Genomic DNA, 23,101 nt, shown 5'->3' with positions numbered 1-23,101 from the left:
TGTGCAGCGGCTTGCCCAAATTGCGGGCCCCCTCGATCCAATTTTTTGTACGCCCGCGGACAAGCTTTCCCCGGCGCACTCCACCTAGGCTCGCTCCCGAGATCTGGAACATGGCCAGTGCCATGACAATTCGAAGGAGCTGGATATGGAGAGACGGGTATTGCCCCAAGTACGGAGGAACGTGCGGCGGGGGATCGCACGCTCATCGTTGCCGTGGCACAAGGCCGCGCTCGGCGCCGCCATCGCTCTCGGCGTTCTCGCCGCACCGCTCAGCGCGCAGGCCGCAGCGCCCGCCGCCTGCGCCGCGCTCCAAGGGAAATATCCGGACTGGAAGGGCAAGACGCTCGTCAACGCCATCAACCCCCACACGCCGGGCTATGAGACGATCGATCCCAAGGATCCCAGCAAGTATATCGGCTTCGACATCGATCTTGGCGAGGCCATCGGCGAATGCCTCGGCTTCAAGCTGACCTACAAGCCCGTGGTGTTCGCGGCGCTCCTGACCACACTCGCCGCCGGACAGGCCGACATCGTCATCTCCGACATCTACGCCACCAAGGAGCGCGCCAAGGCCGCCGACTTCATCACCTACTCGAAGGTGTTCGATGGCGTGCTGGTCGCCAAGGGCAATCCGAAGGGCATCAACGGCATCAACATGTCGATGTGCGGTGCGGCTGCCGCGGAAAACACCGGCTATGTCGAGGTGCCCCTGATCCAGGCCCTGATCCCGGAATGCAAGAAGGCCGGTAAGGCGGAGCCGACCATCCAGCTCTACGACAACAACGCCAACTGCATCCAGGCCATCCTCGCCGGCCGCGCCGACACCTATGTCAACGACGTCAACACCGTTGACAGCGCGGTGAAGGCCTATCCGGACAAGCTGGAGAAGGCGATCGCGGTGACGATCCCGTATTCGGTCGGCATTGCCGTCCCGAAGGACAAGCCGAAATTCCGCGACGCCGTGCTCGCCGCGCTGATCGAGGTGCAGAAGGCCGGCACGCATATGGAGCTTCTCAAGAAGCATGGGCTCGACGTGAACAACTTCAAGGAGCCGGACATCCTGACGGCTGACTGATGTCGCTGTTCCTCCATTACCTGAGCATGCCGTATCTGCTCGAGGGCATCGAGCTCACCCTCGAGGTGACCGCCCTCGGGCTCGGCGGCGGATTGATCCTCGGATTGATCCTCGCCGGCATGCAGCTCTCCCGCTTCTGGCTGCTGGCGGCGATCGCCAGGGCCTACACCGTGATCTTCCGCGGCACGCCGCTGATCCTCCAGATGGTGTTCGCCTACGACGCGCTGCCGCATATCGGCATCAAGCTGCCGGCGGTGCTGGCGGCCGGCCTCGCGCTCGCCTGCAACGAGGCGCCGTTCATCGCCGAGATGCTGCGGGCCGGCGTGCTCGGCGTCGACCGCGGGCAGGTGACCGCCGGTCAGGCGCTCGGCATGACGCCGCGGATCCTGATGTGGCGGGTGATCGCGCCGCAGGCGATCCGCACCATGATCCCGGCCTTCGGCAACGAGGCGGTGAGCGCGCTGAAGAATTCCTCGCTCGCCTCCGTCGTCGCGGTCCAGGAGCTGACGCTGCGCTCGACCCAGCTGGCGTCCTCGACCTTCGACTTCTTCTCGATCTTCTTCGCCTCGGGCCTTCTGTATCTCGTGCTGACCGCCACCATCAGCGTCATCCAGCTGTTCGTCGAATGGCTGCTCGATCTCGACCGTGCCAAGGGCCGCGAGCGCAAGCTTGCTGATTACCTGCCGTGGCGCCGCGTCGATCTCGGCACCAACCTCGAACTTGCAGCCGTCACCGTTGATGATCCGGAGCCCGCACAAGCAGAGCTCGCGGACACCGCGCCGCTGGCGCTGACCCGCGAGGAGCGCACCCGCCGCGCCGCGACGATCGCGCGCAACAACATCGCGGTCGAGGCCAAGGACCTCACCAAGAGCTATGGCCCGCAAAAGGTGCTTAGAGGTCTCGACCTCACGGTCCGCGTCGGCGAGGTGGTCGCGCTGCTCGGCCCCAGCGGCTCCGGCAAGAGCACGCTGCTACGCTGCATCAATCATCTCGAAAACTGGGACGCCGGCACCGTGCGCGTCGGCGGCCGGCGTCTCGGTTTTGACGACGACGGCAAGCTGCTGTCGCCGCGGGCGATCGCCAACGAGCGGGCGACCGTCGGCGTCGGCATGGTGTTCCAGCAGTTCAATCTGTTTGCCCATTTGTCGGCAAAGGAGAACATCGCCGGTCCTCTGCGATGGGTCCACGGTATGCCCCGGATCGATGCCGAGCGCCGCGCCACCGAGCTGCTCGACCGGGTCGGGCTGTCGCACCGCGCCGATGCGCTGCCGCGGCATCTCTCCGGCGGCCAGCAGCAGCGCGTCGCCATTGCGCGGGCGCTTGCGCCGAACCCAAGCGTGCTGCTGCTGGACGAGCCGACCTCCGCGCTCGATCCCGAGCTCGTCAACGAGGTGCTGGAGGTGATCCGGCGCCTCGCCATCGACGACGGCCTCACCATGATCATCTCGACGCACCAGATCCGCTTCGCCGATGAAGTCGCCGACCGCGTCGCTTTCCTGAGCGGCGGCACGATCATCGAGGAGGGGCCGGCGCACGAGGTGCTCTCCAACCCCCGCAATCCACTCACCGCGCGCTTCCTCAGCGTAATGGAAGCCGACAAGACACCGGAGGCGGTCCGATGAGCGCAGTCTCCACAAGGTTCAAGACTCCCGAAGAGGCCACCTCATGACGCATTTCACGCTGCCGGTTTCGCCGAAAACCGTTCACTGGGGCTATTTCTCCAAGACGGTCGCTCCGGCCCTGACGCTGCGCTCGGGCGACCGCGCCACCATCGAGACGCTGACCCATCACGCCAACGACGATTACGAGCGCATGATCCAGGGCGATCCCGGCGCCGAGAGCGTGTTCCAGTGGACGCGCGAGCACAAGGCGGTGGCGCGGCGCGGCTCGGGCCCCGTCGAAGGCCCGTTCATCCGCGGCGCGGGCGAGGGGATCGGCGTGCACCTCCTCACCGGCCCGGTCGCGATCGAAGGCGCCGAGCCCGGCGACATTCTCGAAGTGCGCATCCTCGATATCAGGCCGCGGCCGAGCTGCAGCGCCTGCCATGCCGGCCGCTGCTTCGGCTCCAATGTCGCAGCGAACTGGGGCTTTCACTACCACGACCTGATCGAGGAGCCGAAGCCGCGCGAGGTCGTCACCATCTTCGAGCTCGACACCTCGGGCGAGCCCTACGCGAAGGCGGTGTACAACTATGTCTGGACGCCGCAGACCGACCCTGATGGCATCGTGCATCCGATCATCGACTATCCCGGGGTCCGCGTCGACCACACCACCATCAGGAAGCGCGAGAACATCCTCGCGAGCGTGAAGGTGCCCGCACGATTGCATTTCGGCACCATGGGCCTTGCGCCGTCGGAAGCCGATTTCGTCAGCTCGATCCCGCCGAGCTACACCGGCGGCAACATCGACGACTGGCGCATCGGCAAGGGCGCGCGGATGTTCTATCCGGTCGCGGTTCCCGGCGCCTATTTCTCGGTCGGCGATCCCCACGCCGCCCAGGGCGACAGCGAGCTCGGCGGCACCGCGATCGAGACCTCGCTGACCGGCGATTTCGAATTCATCCTGCACAAGAAGGCCGATCTGGCCGGCACCAATCTGGAAGGCCTCGACCATCCGATGCTCGAGACCGAGCAGGCCTGGTCGTTCTACGGCTTCACCTATCCGAACTATCTCGCAACCCTCGGGGCCGACGCACAGACCGAGATCGCCAATCACTCGAGCCTCGACCGTGCGATGCGCGATGCGTTCCGCAAGCTGCGCCGGTTCCTGATGACGGTGCACGGCCTCAGCGAGGACGAGGCGATCTCGCTGCTGTCGGTCGGCGCCGATTTCGGGGTCACCCAGGTGGTCGATGCCAATTGGGGCGTCCACGGCACGATCCGCAAGAACATCTTCCGGTGCGATTAGATCTCTCCGTCTTGTCATTCCGGGGCGAGGCAAAGCGTCGAACCCGGAATCCATTTCACCACCGTCTTCTGCGCCCGATGGATTCCGGGTTCGCGCTTGGGCACGCCCCGGAATGACGAGCGTCAAGACGAGCTCATCATGCTCTAACACGTTGAAGGTTAGCCTGTTTTCGGAATGAGAGGATGACCAACGAGCCCCATTTGCGGCCCGTCGCTGCGACGGAGGATCGCGTGCGTCTGGCACAGAGGTTGCTTCGATCAACTGCAATCTGGGTTGATCCGATGAGCTTCCGGCCGTTCACGAGCGAGTCCTACGCGCAAGACGACCGCCCCGAAGCCTGGCGGGACGTGCTGGCTGCCGTCGGCCTGCAACCGGCGACCGGCCATTCCTTCCTTGACGGACATGCAACCGCATCGCATCGCCATACTGCGGGCGTCGCGCTGACGCGCATGGCCGCGGGCGCGCAGACCATCGGTCCGCTCTCGCAATTCAACGAAGACATTCCGATCGCACTGATGCCGGTCGAGGACGGCATGGTGCTGAAGAGCGCCGGCGGCCACCGCATCGTTCCCGTCGGACATCTCGTGCTGCTGCCGCGCATCGGGGACTGGAGCATCGTGTTCCAGCGCGACATGCGCGCGATCGTTCTGTCGGTGACCTCCGAAGCGCTGCACGGGCGGTTCTCGGGCAAGCCGCGGCTCGGCGAGCCCCGCGTCGTGCCGCCCGGCGGCTTTGCCGATGTGTTCGCGCGCCTGCTCGACGCGACCGCGCGCACGCTCGACAGCTTGAGCGATGCCGAATGGAATGCGGTCGCGCAGAGCCTCGTCGATCTCCTCCTGACGCTCGCGCATCAACTGGCGGCCTCGACGTCCGAGGCTGGCTCGAGCGCGACACAGGCGGCGCTCCTGCACCGAATCTGCCAGACCATCGAGCGCCGGCTCGACGATCCCGAGCTGGTGCCCGCGCGCGTCGCTGAGGCCGAGGGGATTTCCGAGCGCTACTTGCAAAAGCTGTTCGAGACGGTCGGCGATAATTTCACCCACTACGTCCGCGAACGCCGGCTCCAGCGCGCCTGGGCCGACCTGTCCAATCCGGCGGAGGCGCATCGCTCGATCTCGGAGATCGCCTACGCCTATGGCTTTGGCGATTCCGCGCATTTCAGCCGCGCCTTCCGTCATCGCTTCGGCCTGCCGCCGCGCGAGTTCCGCCAGCAGGAGGCGGAGCGGGCGACCTCGCAGCACGGCGTCGCCGGTCAGCGTGGCTGGCCGCAGGAGGCGCTGGCGCAGCTCCGGGTGCATCCGAGCGTGGAGGCACGCAGCAGCGTCGCGTGTGCCGGCGCCGAGGAGCGCACGACAACGGAGCGCAGGCATCACCATCTCCCGGTCGAGGACAGCCGCGTCCATTGGGGCTATTTCAGCCGCTCATTGCAGCCACAGATCGAGATCGCTTCGGGTGACACCATCACCATCGAGACGCTGACCCAACACGCCTCCGACGCACCCGACATGATGATCGCGGGCGATGCCGGCGCCGAGAGCGTGTTCGGATGGACGCGCGATCGAAAGAACGTCGATCGCCGCGGGGCAGGGCCGATGGATGCCAGCGTGTTCGGCCGCGGCGCCGGCGAGGGGTTTGGCGTGCACATCTGCACTGGGCCCGTCGCGGTGAAGGACGCCCAGCCCGGCGACGTTCTGGAAGTGCGCATCCTCGACATCGTGCCGCGCGCAAGCCGCAATCCGATCCATGCCGGCCGCGTGTTCGGCTCCTCGGTCGCGGCGTGGTGGGGCTATCACTACAACGAGTTTCTCGGCGGTCCGAAGCCGCGCGAAGCCGTGACGATCTACGAGATATTTGACGACACCGTCGCGCCGCACGCCCGCGCGCTGTATTCCTACCGCTGGGAGCCACAGACCGATCCGTTCGGCGTGGTGCACGCGACCTACGACTATCCCGGCGTTCCCGTCATGCCCGCCACGATCAAGCGCCGCCACGCCGTGCTCGACGGAATCCGCATTCCCTTGCGGCCGCATTTCGGCGTGATCGCGGTGGCGCCGCGCGAGGTCGATTTCGTCGACTCCGTGCCGCCGTCCTATTTCGGCGGCAATCTCGACAATTGGCGGCTGGGGAAGGGGGCGGCCGTCTATCTTCCGGTCTCCGTCCCCGGCGCGCTGCTGTCGGTCGGCGATCCCCACGCAGCCCAGGGCGACGGCGAACTCAGCGGCACCGCGATCGAGTGCTCGATGACCGGCACCTTCGAGGTGATCCTGCACAAGAAGGCCGACCTTGCCGGCCAGCCTTTCGCCGATCTCTCCTATCCCCTGATCGAGACCGCGACCGACTGGGTGTTGACCGGCTTCAGCCATCCCAACTATCTCGCCGAGTTCGGCGCGCAGGGGCAGAGCGAAGTTTACGCCAAGTCCTCGCTCGACCTTGCCATGAAGGATGCCTTCCGCAAGATGCGGCGCTTCCTGATGAACGTGAAGGGCCTCAGCGAGGACGAGGCGATCGCGCTGATGTCGGCCGCCGTCGATTTCGGCGTCACGCAAGTCGTCGATGGCAATTGGGGCGTGCACGCCATCCTCAGCAAGCGCCTGTTCGAGAACGCCTCCTAACCCCAAGGATATCCCAAGTGAAATTCCACATGATCAGCGGCGGACCGAAGCCGGTGGCGCCCTTCAGCCACGCCGTCGAGACCGACGGCTTTGTCTTCGTCACCGGCCAGATGCCGGACACGCCGCAGTCGCCGGGCGTGCTGCCCGACGGCATCGTGGCGCAGACGCGAGCAGTGATGGAGAACCTGAAAGTGGTTTTGGCCGGCATCGATCTCGGCCTCGAGCACGTCGTGATGACGCGGATCTACCTCACGCGTTTCAAGGAAGACTACGCCGCGATGAACGAGACCTACCGCACCTACTTCGCGCCCGACCGGCTGCCGGCCCGCACCTGCGTCGGCGTCACCGGGCTTGCCTATGACGCGCTGATCGAGATCGACCTGGTGTGCCGGCGGCCGTGAGGCATGTGTGCTTTGTAGGGTGGGTTAGCCGAGCGGCTACGCGAAGCGCTGGTCGGCTGGCGTAACCCACCACTTCTGCTTCTGCGGAGATAGACACTGCGACCCCACAATCCCTTGCGTTGCCCGTCGGGCAAGACACCCAAGTCGCGGGTCAATCCGCTCAAGCGAAAATATTCCACTTTACCGAAATTCGGCTTTGGCGTATTCGTGCGCCACCTCATCCCGGTCAGAGGGGCGTATCGCGATCGTCACGACACGCGGGGTGAGCTGCGGTGGACGCTAGTCACATCGGCGCGATGGGCATCGCAGGGCGGGCAACCGTGAGCGAAGGCCGTCGCGCACACGACCGGTGTGATCTGCGTACGGCAAAACCGTGTCGTCCTGGCGCCCGGGGTCTGTGCGCCAAGTCTTGTGGTGATGCGGCGGCCCGACCGGGCGCGCACATCAGCGATCCGCAAGGCGACGGGGGCAATAGTGCATCGCTCCCCGGGGAGAACGCGGCATAAGCCGTCAAACCACTGCGCAGGGAAGGCCGGTTGTTATGGCTTCACCTGTATGCCGCTGTGCAGCTGCCGTCATCACCATGAAGAACGAGGCGCAGAACAAGCTTGGCAACAACGTCATCGACTTCGAGATCGCAAAGAAGCGGATCGAGATCATGCCGTCGGCCCTCGCCGAGATGGTCAAGCCGATCGCCAACCTGAAGGACGTCCGCATCCTGCACACCGGCGGCGCATTCGGCGGCAATGGCGCCGGCGGAGGCAATGTCGGTTTCGGCGAAGGGCTCGCGGGCGAGCTGCTCAAGGTGCACGCGCTGCGTCCGATGATCGACGAGATCCTGCGCCAGAGCGGTTTTGCGCCGGGCGATGATCCCGTGCAGGCGCTGGTCGGCGCCGTGACGGGCAAGAGCAACGGTGCCGCTGTGCCGGCGCCCGCGCCGGAGAAAACGAACGCCGCCGATCTATGAACGCCCGTTCATTGCTGCTGAGAATTCGAATCGATAAGAAATCCCCGTGCGCGTCTCGCGTCGCGCACGGCTCCGGAGTGCTGATCGAGGCGTGTTGAACCTTTCGATCACGCTCCGGACGAACCGTTGGAGGCAACGCCATTGGTTGCCGCGGCGCCTGCGCCGATCGACGTCAGGCGCTTAAAGCCTGTTTCGATCGGGGGAATTTCACATGAAGTATTTTCTGGCTGCACTCGTCGCGATCGGTCTTTCGATCGCCGCCACACCGTCGTTCGCGGCGGACGCCCGCAACGTCACCGTCGTCAACGAGACCGGCTATGCCATCAAATTCCTGGGCTTCAACGCGCCGGACGATGGCCTGGACGAATGGGACAACGAGCTCGACAAGGTTTTGCAGAACCAGGCGAGCACCTATGTCGAGTTCGACGATGACGACGAGGGATGTGTCTGGAACATCCGCGTCGACTGGCAGAACTACGACGAGTCGGTGCTCTGGAAGAACGTCAACCTCTGCAAGTTCACCGCGCTGCGGCTGCGCTACGACTCCGGCACCAAGACCACGTCCTTCGTCGCCGAATAGTTTTCCGCCCGACATGGCCCGGAGGAGGGGCCGTCCGGCCCTTCCTCAGGCGCGTTGCGGAAGATGACGAATTCGTCCTTTGCAAGCGCAACCGGCTTTGTTATACGCAGCCGCGCGCGAACGAACGGTTCGCCTTTTCCTCGGTAGCTCAGCGGTAGAGCATCCGACTGTTAATCGGATGGTCGCTGGTTCGAATCCAGCCCGGGGAGCCAAATTCCGCCTTAATTTCAGTAGCTTGCAGTCGCGCCTTGATGTGGTGCGCGATGTCGCTCGGGCCATCTCTCAACACGGTGCGTGCCCGAATCCGACGCAGAATAGTGTTCAAGCAAACGTTCCCGACCGCAGCTTCGCCTCCGTGCGGCTTGGCACCAAATCGACTTAATTCAAATCAAGCTTGGCAGGGCCGGACTCTTACGGAGCTGATTCCCATGCCCCACATCCAGATCGACCGTGCCCACCTGGCTCCCTCGATTCTGCCGGCCGACATTCCCGAGCTCAGCGACGACGAATGCATCGCCTGCCTGGCGCGCGCGGTCGAGACGCCCGATTCGGCGCGGCTGGACGAGGTCGCCGCCCTGATCGGCCGCCTCGCGGTGACGATCGAATAGTCCATCGCCCCCTGATGCGGCGAGTCGCGGAGGCGTTGGCCGGCGGAGGCCAACGGCCATGTTGCGTTTTCGCCGGGCATGTTCCAAAGATGCCGGCAACTTTCGTCCGCGGCATCGTCCGCATTTCAGGGTCCGCAAATGTCCGGTTTCTCGACCGCGCGCCTCAAAATGGTCGATGGCCAGGTGCGCACCAACGACGTCACTGATCGCCGTGTCCTCGACGCCATGCTCACGGTTCCGCGCGAGGCCTTCGTGCCGGCGAGCCGCCAGGCCTTGGCCTATCTCGACCTCGACCTCGATGTGAGCGAGGGCGGCGGCAAGCGGTTCCTGATCAAGCCGCAGCTGACCGGTAAGCTGCTCCAGGCCGCCGAGATCGGCGAGGGTGACAACGTGCTGGTGGTCGGCTGCGCCACGGGCTACCTCGCGGCACTGGCCGCCAAGCTGGCGGGTCGGGTTACCGCGACGGAATGCGATTCGGCCCTGGTTACGAAAGCCAAGGACGCCTTCGCCGCCCTCGGGCTCGCCAATGTCACTTGCAAAGCCGCTTCCTGCACCGAGGGTGACCCCTCTGCCGCACCGTATGATGTCATTATCCTCAATGGCGCTGTCGAGGTGACGCCGGAAGGGCTGCTCGGGCAGCTTAGGGAAGGCGGGCGTCTGGTGGGGGTATCTGCCGAATCCCGGCCGCCGCGGGCCGTGATCGTGACCCATACCCACGGCGAATTCGGCCATCGGGCGCTGTTCGATGCCGCTGCGCCGGTCCTCCCAGGGCTGGAACGGGCCGCCGCCTTCGTCTTCTGACGCTCCAAAGCCCGTTAAAATCCCGTTCTGAATCAGAAGTGTGGCCGGGATGCTGCACGTGAAGAGTTTCCACCGAGAACTACCTTGAGGTAGTTCCGTCGCGCCAATCCGCGTCCTATGTTGCGACGGGGCAACGACTCCACTCGGTAGACGGTAACCCAGCTCGCGGGCACGAGCCGGACGTTAGAATGAACGGAATTTTTGGGATGCATGGGGTGAAGCTCTTCACCGGAGCTGCGGTTTCGGTCTTGGTGCTGGCGCTTGCCGGGCCGACGCCTGCCTTGGCGGACACGATCGAGGCCGCCTTGGTGCGCGCCTATCAGAACAATCCGCAGCTCAACGCACAGCGCGCCCAGGTGCGCTCGACTGACGAAAACGTGCCGCAGGCCTTGTCAGGCTATCGTCCCAAGGTCGCGCTGACGGCGAGCACCGGGTATCAATATCAGGATATCCAACAGGTGCAGAGGGGCCCGGGGATCCATGAACCCAATCCCCTTCAGCCCAACGCCGCCAGCCTGACCATCAACCAGACGCTCTACAACGGCAATCAGACCGCCAACAAGACGCGCGCTGCGGAGAGCCAGGTGTCAGGGTCTCGCGAGGGGTTGCGCGTGCTCGAGCAGACCGTTCTGCTGCAGGCCGCCAGCACCTACATGGACTACCTGCGTGATGCGGCAACGCTCGAAGTTCAGCGCAGCAACGTGCGCGTGCTCGAACAGACGCTCAAGCAGACGCGCGATCGCTTCAATGTCGGCGAGGTTACCCGCACCGACGTGGCGCAATCCGAAGCGCAGCTGGCTGCGGGCAGGACGCAGGCTCTGACCGCTGAATCGAATCTCACGACGACGCGCGCGAACTTCCGCCGGATCATCGGCAACGAGCCGACGAATCTTGCCCCGGGCTCGCCGGTCGACCGCTTCCTGCCCGCGACGATCGCCGCCGCGGTCAATCTCGGTTTGGTCGAGAACCCGAGCGTCACGGCTGCGATGTACGGCATCGACGTCAACTATCTCCAGGTCAAGATCAACGAAGGCGCGCTGCTGCCGACGGTCACGGTTCAGGCGGGCATCACCCAGCAGTTCCAGCAGACTCTGACCGTCTTCCGAACGACGACCGCTTCCGCCATCGCGACGGCTTCCGTGCCGATCTATCAGGGCGGCATCGAATATTCGCTCATCCGCCAATCGAAAGAGAACCTGGCGCAGCAACGCCTGAATCTTGAAACCACTCGCGATCAGACCCGCGCCAACATTGTGCAGGCCTGGGGCCAGCTGGAGGCCGGCAAGGCGCAGGTGCAGTCCGCGCAGGCGCAGGTCACGGCCTCCGAAATCGCGCTGAACGGCGTGCGCGAGGAAGCCAAGGCCGGCCAGCGCACCACGCTCGACGTGCTCAACGCGCAGCAGGCGCTGGTGAACGCACGCGTTGCGCTCGTCACTGCGCAGCATGACCGCGTGGTGGCGTCCTACTCGGTGCTCAACGCGGTCGGCCGTCTCGCGCCGCAGGTGCTCGGTCTCAACACCACGGTCTACGATCCGAGCGTGCACTACCAGCAGATCCGCGACAGCTGGGCTGGTGCGCGCACGCCCGACGGGCGCTGATTCCCATAAGTGTCCGGTCAGCCTCGCAAACAGCCGAGGCCGACCGGCGCTTTGCTTGCAATCATCAAAATCCCTGACATAGCCTTGCCAAGAAGATGCGGGTCGATTCGCCCCCGCACCTGATGTCGTGTGCGTAAAGCTTGAGTGCCGAGGGCAGGGGCGCACCGCCGCACGTTGAGCCGTGATCTGGGGACAAGTCGGCCTGCCGCGACGAAAATGTCGGGGCGTCCGTTGCGGAACCGGCCAATCCTGCCGTGCTTGGTGTAAAACAACGCATGCGAGGGCGTTGATGATGTGGAGTCGGAGATGACGCAGCCTGCAAAGGTCACAGAACCCTCGATGGAGGAGATTCTGGCCTCGATCCGGCGCATCATTGCCGACGACGAGGCCAAGCCGCCGCCGGCAGACACCGCGAAGCCCGAGAAAGCCGCGGCGCCGGCAGCGCCGCCGAAGCCGATGAACGACATTCCGCCATCCAAGGTCGCACCCGCCAAGCCCGCTGCCGAGAAGCCCGCCCCGCCGCCGGCCGCAAAGCCGGCGCCGCCCCCGCCGCCTGCACCTGCCGCGGATGTCGGGCCAAACAGCCAGGACGATATCGACGCGCTGCTGGCGGGGCTCGACACAGCCACGTCGGCGCCCGAGGTCCGCGCCCCGGATCCCGAGCCGGAGCCCGAGCCCGACGTGCTCGAATTGACCGACGACATGGCGATGGACCCGGAGCCGACGCCGCCTCCGCCGCCGCCGAGCTTCCGCAAGGTCGAGCCGCGCGACGATCTCGAATTCGCCGAATCGCCCCCACCACGCCCGGCGCCGGCGCCGCCGTCCTACGCATCGGTGGATTTCGATGCGCCGCCGCTGCCGCCGCAGCAGCCGATCCTGGCGCAATCGACGGTCTCGGCTGTCGAATCCGCCTTCAACTCGCTGGCTCATACGGTGCTCAGCAGCAACGCGCGGACGCTGGAGGACCTGGTCAAGGAGATGCTGCGCCCGATGCTGAAGTTGTGGCTCGACGACAACCTGCCGGGCCTCGTTGAACGCATCGTGAAGGCCGAAATCGAGCGGGTCTCGCGCGGCGGCAGGTAGCGCCGGTCGCGGAGCCCTCATAAAGCCCCGCTTGTACGTCACATTTGACCTCTCGACCGGGCCGGGAAGCCGTTTTGCCGCCAGGCTCTCCGTTGACCTTTTCGTTGACTTGCCCCCCGCGCGCGGCTTTCTAGCAGCCCCATGATCGAGAAAAATTACCAGCCCGCCGATATCGAAGCCCGCATGTCCGTGGTGTGGGAGGACAGCCGTGCCTTCAAGGCCGGCCGCCCCGACCGCCGCGACGCAGTGCCATTTACCATCGTGATCCCGCCACCGAACGTGACGGGCTCGCTGCATATGGGCCACGCCCTCAACAACACACTCCAGGACATTCTGTGCCGGTTCGAGCGCATGCGCGGCCGCGACGTGCTGTGGCAGCCCGGCACCGACCATGCCGGCATCGCCACCCAGATGGTGGTCGAGCGGCAGCTGATGGAGCGCCAGCAGCCTGGCCGCCGCGAGATGGGCCGCGAGAAGTTCCTGGAGCGGGTCTGGCAGTGGAAGGCCGAGAGCGGCGACACCATCGTCAACCAGCTCAAGCGCCTCGGCGCGTCCTGCGACTGGTCGCGCGAACGCTTCACCATGGACGAGGGCCTGTCCAAGGCCGTCATCAAGGTATTCGTCGAGCTGCACCGCGACGGCCTGATCTACAAGGACAAGCGGCTGGTGAACTGGGACACCAAGCTCTTGACCGCGATCTCCGATCTCGAAGTGCAGCAGACCGAGGTGAAGGGCAGCCTCTGGTATCTGCGCTATCCGATCGAGGGCAAGACCTTCAGCCCCGAGGATCCCTCGAGCTTCATCGTCGTCGCCACGACGCGCCCGGAGACCATGCTCGGCGACACCGGCGTCGCCGTGCATCCCGATGACGAGCGCTATCAGAAGCTGGTCGGCAAGCACGTCATCCTGCCGCTGGTCGGCCGCAAGATCCAGATCGTCGCGGACGACTATTCCGATCCGGAGAAGGGCTCCGGCGCGGTGAAGGTGACGCCGGCGCACGACTTCAACGACTTCGAGGTCGGCAATCGCCACGGCCTGCGCCGGATCAGCGTGCTCGACAAGGAAGGTTGCCTCGATCTCCTCGACAACGAGGATTATCTGCGCGACCTGCCGGAAGGCGCCGCGCAATTCGCCGAGGAGTTCAACAAGGTTGACCGCTTCGTTGCGCGCAAGCGCATCGTCGAGCGGCTGGAATCGTTCGGCTTCGTCGAGCGGATCGAGCCGCACACCCACATGGTGCCGCACGGCGACCGCTCCAACAGCGTGATCGAGCCGTACCTGACCGACCAGTGGTACGTCGACGCCAAGACGCTGGCCAAGCCCGCGATCGCGGCGGTGCGTTCGGGCGAAACCAGCTTCGTGCCGAAGAACTGGGAAAAGACCTATTTCGAGTGGATGGAGAACATCCAGCCCTGGTGCATCTCGCGCCAGCTCTGGTGGGGCCACCAGATTCCGGCCTGGTACGGGCCGGACGGCAAGGTGTTCGTCGCCGAGACCGAGGAGGAGGCGATCAGCCACGCGCTCGGCTACTACGTCGAGCAGGAGGTCATCACGGCCGAGCAGGGCCGCGAGATGGCGCTCGACCGCAACAAGCGCGAAGGCTTCATCACCCGCGATGAGGACGTGCTCGATACCTGGTTCTCCTCGGCGCTGTGGCCGTTCTCGACGCTGGGCTGGCCCGAAGACGCACCCGAGGTGCAGCGCTACTACCCGACCAACGCGCTGGTGACCGGCTTCGACATCATCTTCTTCTGGGTCGCCCGCATGATGATGATGGGCCTGCACTTCATGAAGGAAGTGCCGTTCTCGACGATCTACATCCACGCCCTCGTCCGCGACGAGAAGGGCGCCAAGATGTCGAAGTCGAAGGGCAACGTCATCGATCCGCTCCACCTGATCGACGAATACGGTGCGGACGCGCTGCGCTTCACGCTGGCCGCGATGGCGGCGCAGGGACGCGACATCAAGCTCGCCACCAGCCGCGTCGAGGGCTACCGCAATTTCGCGACCAAGCTCTGGAATGCGTCCCGCTTTGCCGAGATGAACCACTGCGCCGTGCCCGAAGGCTTCGAGCCGGCGAAGGCGAAGGAGACGCTGAATCGCTGGATCGCGCATGAGAGCGCGCACACCACGCGCGAGGTGACCGAGGCGATCGAGGCCTATCGCTTCAACGATGCCGCCGGCGCGATCTACCGCTTCGTCTGGAACGTCTATTGCGACTGGTATGTCGAGCTCGCAAAGCCCGTGTTGCTTGGCCCGGACAGCCCCGCCAAGGACGAGACCCGCGCCATGGTCGCCTGGGCACGTGACGAGATCCTGAAGCTGCTGCACCCCTTCATGCCCTTCATCACCGAAGAGCTGTGGGAGGTGACGGCGAAGCGCGACGGCCTGCTGGCGCTGGCCGCGTGGCCGCTGAAGCCGGCCGAGCCGACGCCGGAGCAACTGGCGATGTTTGCCGCAGCCGCAGGTCCCACCGCTCCGTTGATCTCGCCGGCCCTGATCGTGCCGATCTTCGACCATGCCGACTTCACCGATCCCAAGGCTGAAGCCGAGATCGGCTGGGTGATCGACCTCGTCACGCAGATCCGCTCGGTGCGCGCCGAGATGAACATCCCGCCGGCGACGCTGACGGCGCTGGTCCTCGCCGGCGCTTCGGCCGAGACCAGGGAACGCGCGCCGCGCTGGACCGACGTCATCAAGCGTATGGCGCGGCTGTCGGACATCTCCTTCGCCGACCGCGCGCCTGACGGCGCCGTCCAGCTCCTGGTGCGCGGCGAGGTGGCCGCGCTGCCGCTCAAGGGCGTGATCGACGTTGCCGCCGAACGCACCCGTCTCGACAAGGAGATCGGCAAGGCCGACGCCGACATCAAGCGCGCCGAGTCCAAGCTGGCGAACGAGAAATTCGTCGCCAACGCGGCCGAGGAGGTCGTCGAGGAGGAGCGCGAAAAGCGAGAGGCGGCGCTGGCCCGCAAGGCCAAGCTGCTGGAGGCGCTGGAGCGGCTCAAGCAGGCGTCGTAGCCTCGCTGTCATTCCGGGGCGGCTCGAAGAGCCGAACCCGGAATCTCGAGATTCCGGGTCTGGTCCTTCGGACCATCCCGGAATGACAACTACCTCGGAAACGGCTTGCTCAGGAATTTCGAGCCCTTGACGCCATAGCGCCAGGGCAGCTCGACGGCCTTGGTGATGCCGATCCGGATGCCTGTCGCCACCTCCAAATCCTCCGTCCGCGCATGCAGCGCGATCGGCGGCCGGTCCAGCGGCAGGGCATTGTGCGCGATGGTGATGCCGAGCGCCTCCGTCAGCTTGCCCGGGCCCGAGCACAGCGCGTGCACGTCCTGGAGATGACGGCGGCGGCGCATTGCGGCGATGCCGTGCGTCGGCTCCAGCGCGCGGATCAGCACCGCCGCGGCCGAGCCTTCCGCCTCGCAGACGAAGTTCACGCACCAGTGGATGCCGTACGAGCGGTAGACATAGGCAAAGCCGGGCGGGCCGAACATGACATGGTTCCGCGGCGTCGGGCCGTTGTAGGAGTGCGCCGCCGGCTCGGTATGATGATAGGCCTCAACCTCGACGATGAGGCCGCCGACGCCATCGACCAGCATGGTGGCGCCGATCAGGTCGTGGGCGACCTCGCGGACGCTGCGGCCAAAAAAGGCGCGCTTCAGGGGCTTGCCGAGCCGCGGAGGAGAAGTCTTCGAGGTTGGAGCCATTCGAGGTGAGAATCGTCTGAGAACAGAGCAGGATATTGCCCATATCTGCCATGTTCCCTGAAGCGGTGCGAGCCGGGTTGCGATGCCGGGCAAGACCGACTAGGTAGGACCTGAACAGACCGGACACCTCATGGTCGTTATTGTCGATACCATCTCGAACCCGCTGCGCCCGCGCCACCCCGAAAAGGTGAATCGCCCCGATTCTGCTTCGCCGCCGAAGCCGGACTGGATCCGTGTGCGCGCGCCCAACACCCGCGGCTATGCCGACACCCGCAACATCGTGAGGGCGAACGGCCTGCACACGGTGTGCGAGGAGGCGGGCTGCCCGAATATCGGCGAGTGCTGGGACAAGAAGCACGCGACCTTCATGATCATGGGTGACACCTGCACCCGTGCCTGCGCCTTCTGCAACGTCAAGACCGGCCTGCCCAACGCGCTGGATGCGGCCGAGCCGCAGAACGTCGCCGAGGCCGTGGCCAAGCTGGGCCTCGCCCACGTCGTTATCACCTCGGTCGACCGCGACGACCTCGCCGATGGCGGCGCCGAGCATTTTGCCCAGACCATACGCGCGATCCGGGCCGCGTGCCCCTCGACCACGATCGAGATCCTGACGCCGGACTTCCTGCGCAAGGAAGGCGCGCTGGAGGTCGTCGTCGCGGCGAGGCCCGATGTCTTCAACCACAATCTCGAGACCGTGCCGTCGCGCTATCTCACGGTACGGCCCGGCGCGCGCTACTTCCATTCGATCCGGCTGTTGCAGCGGGTCAAGGAGCTCGATGCGTCCATCTTTACCAAGTCCGGCATCATGGTGGGCCTGGGTGAAGAGCGCCACGAGGTGCAGCAGGTGATGGACGATCTGCGCTCGGCCGACGTCGACTTCCTGACCATCGGGCAATATCTCCAGCCGACCCGTAAGCATCACGCGGTGATGCGCTACGTGCCGCCGGACGAGTTTTCGTCCTATGAAAAGGTCGCCTACACCAAGGGCTTCCTGATGGTGTCGGCGAGTCCGCTCACCCGCTCGTCGCATCATGCCGGCGAGGATTTCGCGAGACTGAAGGCTGCGCGGGCAGCTCACGCCAGCTGACGTATCATGCATCGAGTTTCGAGCAAGCACCGCGTCAACCACAGTGCGTCCGAGATGTTTGATCTGGTCGCCGATGTCGAGCGCTACCCGGAGTTCGTGCCGCTGTGCAGCGCGCTGAAGGTCCGCCAGCGCATGGCGAAGCCCGACGGCACCGAGGTGCTGGTCGCCGACATGACGGTGTCGTTCAAGCTGGTCAAGGAATCCTTCACCAGCCGCGTGACGCTCGACCGCGCCAACCTGAAAATCCTCGTCGAATATCTGCAAGGCCCGTTCCGTAATCTGGAAAACCGCTGGACGTTCGAGCCCAAGGGCGAGGGCGTCTGCGACGTCGGGTTCTTCCTCGCCTACGAGTTCAAGAGCCGCATGCTGGCGATGCTGATGGGCTCGATGTTCGACGCCGCGTTCGCGCGGTTTTCCACCGCGTTCGAGAAGCGCGCGGATGCGATCTACGGCCGGCCGAAGCTGGCGTCGACGTAAGGCGTAGCCTCTCCGCCGTTATTGCGAGGAGCCCTTGCGACGAAGCAATCCAGAGCCTTTCCGCGGATGGATTCTGGATTGCTTCGCTACGCTCGCAATGACAGCGGGGCTCAATCAACGGCCTTCACGATATCCGGCGGCTGCGAGGCATAATACGCCGCGGCCTGCTCGATCTCCTGTGGCGTCATCGCGCGGGCGATGTTGCGCATCTGCTGGCTGATGTCGTTGCGCCGCTCGCCTGAGGCGAAGGCCTGCAGCTGCGCCTTCATATAGGCCTCGGATTGCCCCTCCAGCCACGGGCTGCCGGTCTTGTTGTCGAGGCTGCCATGGCAGGCGCCGCACGGCGCGATGCCGCGGATCGGCGCGCCGTAGATGACGATGTTGGGTTTCGGCAGAAGCGGCGTCGGATGATAGGCTGGTAGCCGCGGCAGATAGGCGTAGTAGTTCGCGAGGTCGGCGATCTCCTGGTCGGTCAGGTTGACGGCAAACGGCGACATCACGGCATTGGTGCGCGCGCCTGAGCGGAAATCGTGCAGCTCCTTGTAGATCACGGCCGCATACTGACCGGCGAGGTTGGGCGAGTCCGCGCGGCTGATGCCGGTCGGGCCATGGCAGATCGCGCAGCGCTGCGCGAGCGTGGCGCCGCGGCCAATCGCCTCCTGGCTCGGACGCGACAGCGTGTGCGAGGTGAGCACGACCTCCGACAGACGCATGCTCTGCTCGGGCGCCGTCACGCTTGCCGCGCGCCGCGGCACACCGGCGGCGCTACAGATCGCATCCCAGACATTGGCGAACTGCACCCAGGGCTGCGCGAAGGGCAGCACGATGAAGCCTGCGATCGCCGTCACGACGAGGATCGCGGCGGTGATGCCAACGCCAATCTTGAAATGGCCGTTACGGAAGGTGAAGAGGTCGCGCGTGCTCATCACTGCGCTCCCACATAGACGGCCGGCACCGACGTGCCCTCGGTCAGTGCCAGCGTCAGGATCGGATAGCCGTAATTGGTGATGGTCAGGGCGATCATCAGCGCCACCCACAGCGCATGGGTGTTGAGCGCGACCGGCACCGTCGCCGGCTGATGCACCGCCAGCGCGAAGCGATAGGGGCCGGCATCAGCCTGAGGCGCACGCATCCCTCGGGCCAGAATGACCAGGAACAGGATGCCCGAGGTCAGCAGGATGAAACCGCCAATCGCGGAGAATGTGACGGAGAGCGCCTGCGGCGCGATCGCGGGATCGCCGAAGTCGAAATAGGCCATGCGGCGCGGCATGCCCAGGATGCCGACCCAGTGCCAGGGGAATGTCGTGACGATCATGCCGACGAACCACAGCCAGAGCTGAGTGCGGATCAGGCGAAGGTCGGTCAGCTCGCGCTCGGTGAGATGCGGCCACAGATCATAGGCGATCGCGAAATACATGATCACGATGGCGCCGCCGAAGATCAGGTGGAAATGGCCGGTGATCCATTGCGTGTTGTGGATCGACGCGTCGAGCTGATAGCTCATGTTGATGAGGCCGCCAGCGCCGCCGAAGCCGAGCATGACGAACGAGAACGCGAGCGCCAGCATCATCGGATTGTCCCAGGGCAGCGCCCGGATCCAGCCGAACAGGCCGCGGCCGCCGCGCAGGCGCGCCGCGATCTCGACCGAGGCGCAGATCGTGAACACCGTCAGTAGCGTCGGCAGTGCGACCAGTGCGGTGAAGGCCGAATGGATGAACTTGAAGCCGGCGCCGACCTGCGGATCGGCGAAGGTGTGGTGCATGCCGATCGGCATCGCCACCACCAGGAACAGGATGAAGGAGATCCGGGCCATGCTGTCGGAATAGACCCGGCCGCCGATCGCGCGCGGCACGATGGTGTAATAGGCGATGTAGGTCGGCATCAGCCAGAAATAGACAATGGCGTGCAGCGTCCAGGAGAAGAAGACGCGGGCAAGACCGGCGTCGATCGTCGCCTTCAGCCCCGCCGCGACGGGAATGATCTGGAGCAACAACTCGAGCGCGGCACCGACCGCGGTCCACGCCCACAGATAGGAGCCGGCGACATTGGCGAACATCGCGAGCGGCACCGGCGCGCCGGGATGGGCTTTTCGCCAGACGCGCAGATTGACCGACATCAGCGCGACCCAGATCCATGAGCCGACCACGACCAGCACGACGCCGAGATAGTAGAAGACGTTGCCGATCAGCGGCGGATAGAAGGTGTAGAGCACCGAGGCGCGCCCGAGCGCGACCGGGATCACAGCCATGATGCTGCCGGCAACGATCAGCCAGAAGCCGGCCCAGGCCCAGCGCACGCCGACCAGGCGCTGCTCCAGCGCGGACTCGCTGATGGCGTAGCCAAAACCCATCGCGACCAGGGTCGGGAACACGTAGCCCATCACCGTGCCGTGCGCCGTCAGAGAGCGGTAGTAGAGCTCGGGGTTGGAGAGCCAGGTGCCGATCGGGCTGCGGATGAACATCTGCCAGGCGCCGAGCGTCAGCGCGACGCCGAACAACGCAAACGCAAACCAGAAATGGGCGAGGATGAGCTTCCTATTGGCCAACACAGCTCAGCCTCCCGCCGCCCTTCGCCCGATCGGCGAAGTCGGTCTTGTCGATCACCTTGACCTTGCCCCACATGCCCTCGTGGCCGAAGGAGCAAAACTCCTGGCAGGGCATCAGATAGTCGCCGGTCCTGGTAAAGCGCATCAGCTGCTCTGAGATGTAGCCCGGCACCAGCATGGTGTTGACATTGGTGCCCTGGATCAGGATGCCGTGCACGACGTCGGCGCTGGTGGCGCGGAGCGTGATCGGCGTGTCCACGGGCACCATGATGCAGGCCGGCGTGAAGGAATATTGCTGGCCGATCGCGCGCACCGTCACATTGCCGTTGGCCTCCAGCACGCTGCCGAGATTGCTTTCGACGAATTCGCCCGAAAGATGAATCCGCGATGGATCGGTGGTCTCGACGCGCGGCTGCGGCATGGTCGCGCGATGGATGCCGGCGAAAGCCGCCAACAGCGCCATGCCCACGACGATGATCACGGCAATAGTCGCCCATCGCCGCTCGACACGGGCCGCGACCTCGGCGCTGCCATGGGTGTCCTCTGCGCTCATTGCAGCGATCCGCGCGGCAGGAAGACGAACAGATAGAAGGCGAGCCACATCGCGACCACGCAGGCCGTGGCGATGCCGGCGAGCACGATCGCGCCGGACGGGCCTTGCGCGACGACTTCCTCGACAGCGTGGTCGGCGGCGGCTGGGCTGGTCGGCGGATCGGAATTGATCATGATGGATCTCTGGCGTCCTCAGTTCAGCGGTGCGGAGCGCAGCTCGTTGGCCTCGCGGGCCGAGACCGGCGTGCCGCGATTGCCCCAGGCGGTGCGGATGTAGGAGACGACGGCGGCGACCTCGTTGTCGGAGAGCAGGCCCGCGAACGGCGGCATGCCGTAAGGCATCGGATTGCCCTTGGTGCCCGGCGGATAGCCGCCGTTGAGCACCATGCGGATCGGGTTGACCGCCGACTGCATCTCGATCGACTGGTTGTTGGCGAGCGGCGGCCAGTGCGGCGGCTTGCCTTCGCCCTGCGTGCCATGACAGCTCGCGCAGTTCTTGTCATAAACGGTCTTGCCGAGGCTGATTAGCAGGCTGCTCTCGGTGGTCGGCAGCGCCGAGCTCGCCGGCGGCGGCGGGGAGGGCTCCGAGATGCCCTTGAGGTACACCGCCATCGCCTTGGTGTCCTCGTCGCTCAGATATTGCAGGCTGTTGTGCACGACTTCGGCCATCGGGCCGTAGACGACACCGCGGGCCGAAACGCCGGTCTGGAGCAGGTCGGTGATGTCCTTGATGCTCCAGTCGCCGAGGCCCGCCTCGCGGTTGGACGTGAGCGAGGGCGCGTACCAGTTCTGCATCGGGATCAGGCCGCCCTTGAAGGCGTCCGATTGCGAGGTGCCGCCGAGCGCGTTGATCGGTGAGTGACACATGCCGCAATGGCCGAGGCCCTCGACCAGATAGGCGCCGCGGTTCCACTCGGCAGACTTGGTCGGGTCCGGCTTGAACTCGCCCTCGCTGAAGAACAGCGTGCGCCAGCCGAGGATGAGCTGGCGGTTGTCATAGGGAAAGCGCAACTCGTGCGGCCTGTTCCTCTGGCTGACCGACGGGATCGAGCGCAGGTAGGCGAAAATCGCGTCGCTGTCGGCGCGCGTCACCTTGGTGTAGGAGGCGAACGGCATCGCCGGATAGATCAGCCCGCCATCCGGGAAGCGGCCATTGTGCATCGTCCTGTAGAAATCGTCCGCGCTCCATTTGCCGATCCCGGTCTCCGGATCGGGCGTGATGTTGGAGGTGTAGAGCGTGCCGAACGGCGTCGGCATGGCGCGGCCGCCGGCGAACAGACGGCCTTCCGGTGCGGTGTGGCAGGCGGTGCAATCGCCGGCGCGGGCGAGATATTCGCCGCGCGCGATGATATCGCCGGTCTTGTCTTTGTCCTGCGCCTGCGTGGCCGTCGTGAACGCGGCGAGAGCGAGGAGCGTGATCGACAGTCTTGAGCCCATCATCCGCCTCGTCAGTTGGGCTGGCTGCCGCAGCCAAAAGGCAGCGCGTAGGTGCCTTTCGGGACGGGAGCCGGGTTCGCGGGCGCCGGCCGCGTCGCGAGCCAGGCTGCAACGGCGGTGACGTCGGCCTCGGTCAAATGGCCGGCGACGAGCTGCATGCAGTCGGGCGATTTCGCCGTGCGGTTGCCGTAGCGCCAGGCGCCGAGTTGGGCGCTGATGTAAGGCGCGCGCAAGCCGAGCAGTCCGGGGATGCCGGGCTGCATGCCCGTGAGTCCGGGACCATGGCAGCTCACACAGGCCGGAATGTTGCGGCCCGCATCGCCGCTGGTCGCAAGCTGCTCGCCCTGCGCCAGCACGTCCTTGCTGACCTCGCTCGGCGCCGGTTGCGGCAGCGGCGGGTGCTCGGTGGCAAAATACTCCGCCATCGCCTCCAGATACGGATCCGGCAGGAATTCCAGCAGATAGTTCATCGGCGGATATTTGCGCCGACCGCTGCGGAAGGCGAGGAGCTGGTTGTAGAGATAGCCGGCGGGCTTGCCGGCGAGGCGCGGGAAATAGACGTCGCTGGTGCCTTCGCCCTTGTTGCCGTGACAGGGCGTGCAGGCCTCGACCCGCGCCGCCATCGTATCCGGCGGCTGGTTGGCCGTTTGTGCGGCTGCGC

At 65.5% G+C, this 23,101-nt stretch carries 20 protein-coding genes, 1 tRNA gene and 1 pseudogene; 15 read left to right on the top strand and 7 right to left on the bottom strand.

The features are described from left to right. The first annotated feature begins 145 nt into the window (after positions 1 to 145). The 13 genes and pseudogenes from ACFLEY_RS24060 to ACFLEY_RS24000 all read left to right on the top strand — a co-directional run bounded on the left by ACFLEY_RS24060 (position 146) and on the right by ACFLEY_RS24000 (position 15,650). Positions 146 to 1,075, top strand: coding sequence for an ABC transporter substrate-binding protein (locus tag ACFLEY_RS24060; RefSeq protein WP_011087235.1), 930 nt, complete (start codon positions 146 to 148; stop codon positions 1,073 to 1,075). Continuing rightward, positions 1,075 to 2,697, top strand: a complete 1,623-nt coding sequence (locus ACFLEY_RS24055) for an amino acid ABC transporter permease/ATP-binding protein (protein ID WP_060912262.1) — start codon at positions 1,075 to 1,077, stop codon at positions 2,695 to 2,697. The genes ACFLEY_RS24060 and ACFLEY_RS24055 overlap by 1 nt, the downstream gene beginning before the upstream one ends. A 43-nt stretch (positions 2,698 to 2,740) precedes the next feature. Then, positions 2,741 to 3,982, top strand: a complete 1,242-nt coding sequence (locus ACFLEY_RS24050) for an acetamidase/formamidase family protein (protein ID WP_060912261.1) — start codon at positions 2,741 to 2,743, stop codon at positions 3,980 to 3,982. 281 nt (positions 3,983 to 4,263) lie between these two features. Next, entirely contained in the window at positions 4,264 to 6,594 is a 2,331-nt protein-coding gene (locus ACFLEY_RS24045; RefSeq protein ID WP_211433392.1) for an acetamidase/formamidase family protein, read from the top strand. A gap of 17 nt (positions 6,595 to 6,611) precedes the next feature. Next, complete coding sequence (locus tag ACFLEY_RS24040; protein ID WP_011087239.1) at positions 6,612 to 6,995, top strand: RidA family protein; 384 nt, start codon at positions 6,612 to 6,614, stop codon at positions 6,993 to 6,995. Positions 6,996 to 7,563: 568 nt separating this feature from the next. Continuing rightward, a pseudogene (locus tag ACFLEY_RS24035) lies at positions 7,564 to 7,962 on the top strand (flotillin domain-containing protein); the annotation flags it as partial. A 211-nt stretch (positions 7,963 to 8,173) separates the two neighbouring features. After that, positions 8,174 to 8,542, top strand: a complete 369-nt coding sequence (locus ACFLEY_RS24030; protein ID WP_060912259.1) for a hypothetical protein — start codon at positions 8,174 to 8,176, stop codon at positions 8,540 to 8,542. A gap of 137 nt (positions 8,543 to 8,679) precedes the next feature. Beyond that, positions 8,680 to 8,754 (top strand) — tRNA-Asn (locus tag ACFLEY_RS24025). Between the two features lie 216 nt (positions 8,755 to 8,970). After that, a complete protein-coding gene (locus ACFLEY_RS24020) occupies positions 8,971 to 9,150 on the top strand; it encodes a hypothetical protein (RefSeq protein ID WP_011087243.1) in 180 nt (59 codons plus the stop codon). Between the two features lie 138 nt (positions 9,151 to 9,288). Beyond that, complete coding sequence (locus tag ACFLEY_RS24015) at positions 9,289 to 9,951, top strand: protein-L-isoaspartate O-methyltransferase (protein ID WP_060912258.1); 663 nt, start codon at positions 9,289 to 9,291, stop codon at positions 9,949 to 9,951. Positions 9,952 to 10,157: 206 nt separating this feature from the next. Continuing rightward, positions 10,158 to 11,549 carry a TolC family outer membrane protein gene (locus ACFLEY_RS24010; protein ID WP_211433393.1) on the top strand — a complete coding sequence of 464 codons (1,392 nt, stop codon included), beginning with the start codon at positions 10,158 to 10,160 and terminating at the stop codon, positions 11,547 to 11,549. Positions 11,550 to 11,855: 306 nt separating this feature from the next. Further along, positions 11,856 to 12,632, top strand: coding sequence for a PopZ family protein (locus ACFLEY_RS24005; RefSeq protein WP_211433382.1), 777 nt, complete (start codon positions 11,856 to 11,858; stop codon positions 12,630 to 12,632). A gap of 141 nt (positions 12,633 to 12,773) precedes the next feature. After that, positions 12,774 to 15,650: a valine--tRNA ligase gene (locus ACFLEY_RS24000; protein ID WP_211433383.1), complete on the top strand. Its 2,877-nt coding sequence runs from the start codon at positions 12,774 to 12,776 to the stop codon at positions 15,648 to 15,650. Between the two features lie 89 nt (positions 15,651 to 15,739). Here ACFLEY_RS24000 and ACFLEY_RS23995 read toward each other — a convergent pair whose 3' ends face one another. Next, positions 15,740 to 16,342 carry a DNA-3-methyladenine glycosylase gene (locus ACFLEY_RS23995; protein WP_028174073.1) on the bottom strand — a complete coding sequence of 201 codons (603 nt, stop codon included), beginning with the start codon at positions 16,340 to 16,342 and terminating at the stop codon, positions 15,740 to 15,742. A gap of 130 nt (positions 16,343 to 16,472) precedes the next feature. Here ACFLEY_RS23995 and lipA point away from each other — a divergent pair, with 130 nt between their 5' ends. Further along, positions 16,473 to 17,429, top strand: coding sequence for a lipoyl synthase (gene lipA / locus ACFLEY_RS23990; RefSeq protein ID WP_060912256.1), 957 nt, complete (start codon positions 16,473 to 16,475; stop codon positions 17,427 to 17,429). 6 nt (positions 17,430 to 17,435) lie between these two features. Next, a complete protein-coding gene (locus tag ACFLEY_RS23985; protein WP_027542754.1) occupies positions 17,436 to 17,906 on the top strand; it encodes a type II toxin-antitoxin system RatA family toxin in 471 nt (156 codons plus the stop codon). Positions 17,907 to 18,016: 110 nt separating this feature from the next. On the opposite strand, the gene ACFLEY_RS23980 is transcribed toward ACFLEY_RS23985, so the two are convergent. From ACFLEY_RS23980 to ACFLEY_RS23955, 6 genes are read right to left on the bottom strand one after another with little or no spacing between them, the layout of a single operon-like run. Then, positions 18,017 to 18,832 carry a c-type cytochrome gene (locus tag ACFLEY_RS23980; RefSeq protein WP_028174071.1) on the bottom strand — a complete coding sequence of 272 codons (816 nt, stop codon included), beginning with the start codon at positions 18,830 to 18,832 and terminating at the stop codon, positions 18,017 to 18,019. Beyond that, positions 18,832 to 20,454, bottom strand: coding sequence for a b(o/a)3-type cytochrome-c oxidase subunit 1 (locus ACFLEY_RS23975; protein ID WP_028174070.1), 1,623 nt, complete (start codon positions 20,452 to 20,454; stop codon positions 18,832 to 18,834). The genes ACFLEY_RS23980 and ACFLEY_RS23975 overlap by 1 nt, the downstream gene beginning before the upstream one ends. Further along, the gene (locus tag ACFLEY_RS23970; protein WP_060912255.1) at positions 20,441 to 21,004 is read right to left on the bottom strand and encodes a cytochrome C oxidase subunit II; all 564 of its coding nucleotides are present in this window, start codon (positions 21,002 to 21,004) and stop codon (positions 20,441 to 20,443) included. The genes ACFLEY_RS23975 and ACFLEY_RS23970 overlap by 14 nt, the downstream gene beginning before the upstream one ends. After that, the gene (locus ACFLEY_RS23965) at positions 21,001 to 21,177 is read right to left on the bottom strand and encodes a hypothetical protein (RefSeq protein ID WP_028174068.1); all 177 of its coding nucleotides are present in this window, start codon (positions 21,175 to 21,177) and stop codon (positions 21,001 to 21,003) included. Before ACFLEY_RS23965 ends, ACFLEY_RS23970 begins: the two co-directional genes overlap by 4 nt. An 18-nt stretch (positions 21,178 to 21,195) precedes the next feature. Next, positions 21,196 to 22,440 (bottom strand): cytochrome c, encoded by a 1,245-nt coding sequence (locus ACFLEY_RS23960; RefSeq protein ID WP_171901342.1) that lies wholly within the window; start codon positions 22,438 to 22,440, stop codon positions 21,196 to 21,198. 11 nt (positions 22,441 to 22,451) lie between these two features. Then, a complete protein-coding gene (locus ACFLEY_RS23955; RefSeq protein WP_231166733.1) occupies positions 22,452 to 23,063 on the bottom strand; it encodes a c-type cytochrome in 612 nt (203 codons plus the stop codon). Between the last annotated feature and the right edge of the window lie 38 nt (positions 23,064 to 23,101).

This window comes from Bradyrhizobium sp. YCK136, from assembly GCF_044570075.1.
GTDB classification, from domain to species: Bacteria; Pseudomonadota; Alphaproteobacteria; order Rhizobiales; family Xanthobacteraceae; genus Bradyrhizobium; species Bradyrhizobium diazoefficiens.
The sequence above is the reverse complement of the archived record's forward strand: the minus strand, read 5'-3'. Positions and strand labels throughout refer to the sequence as shown.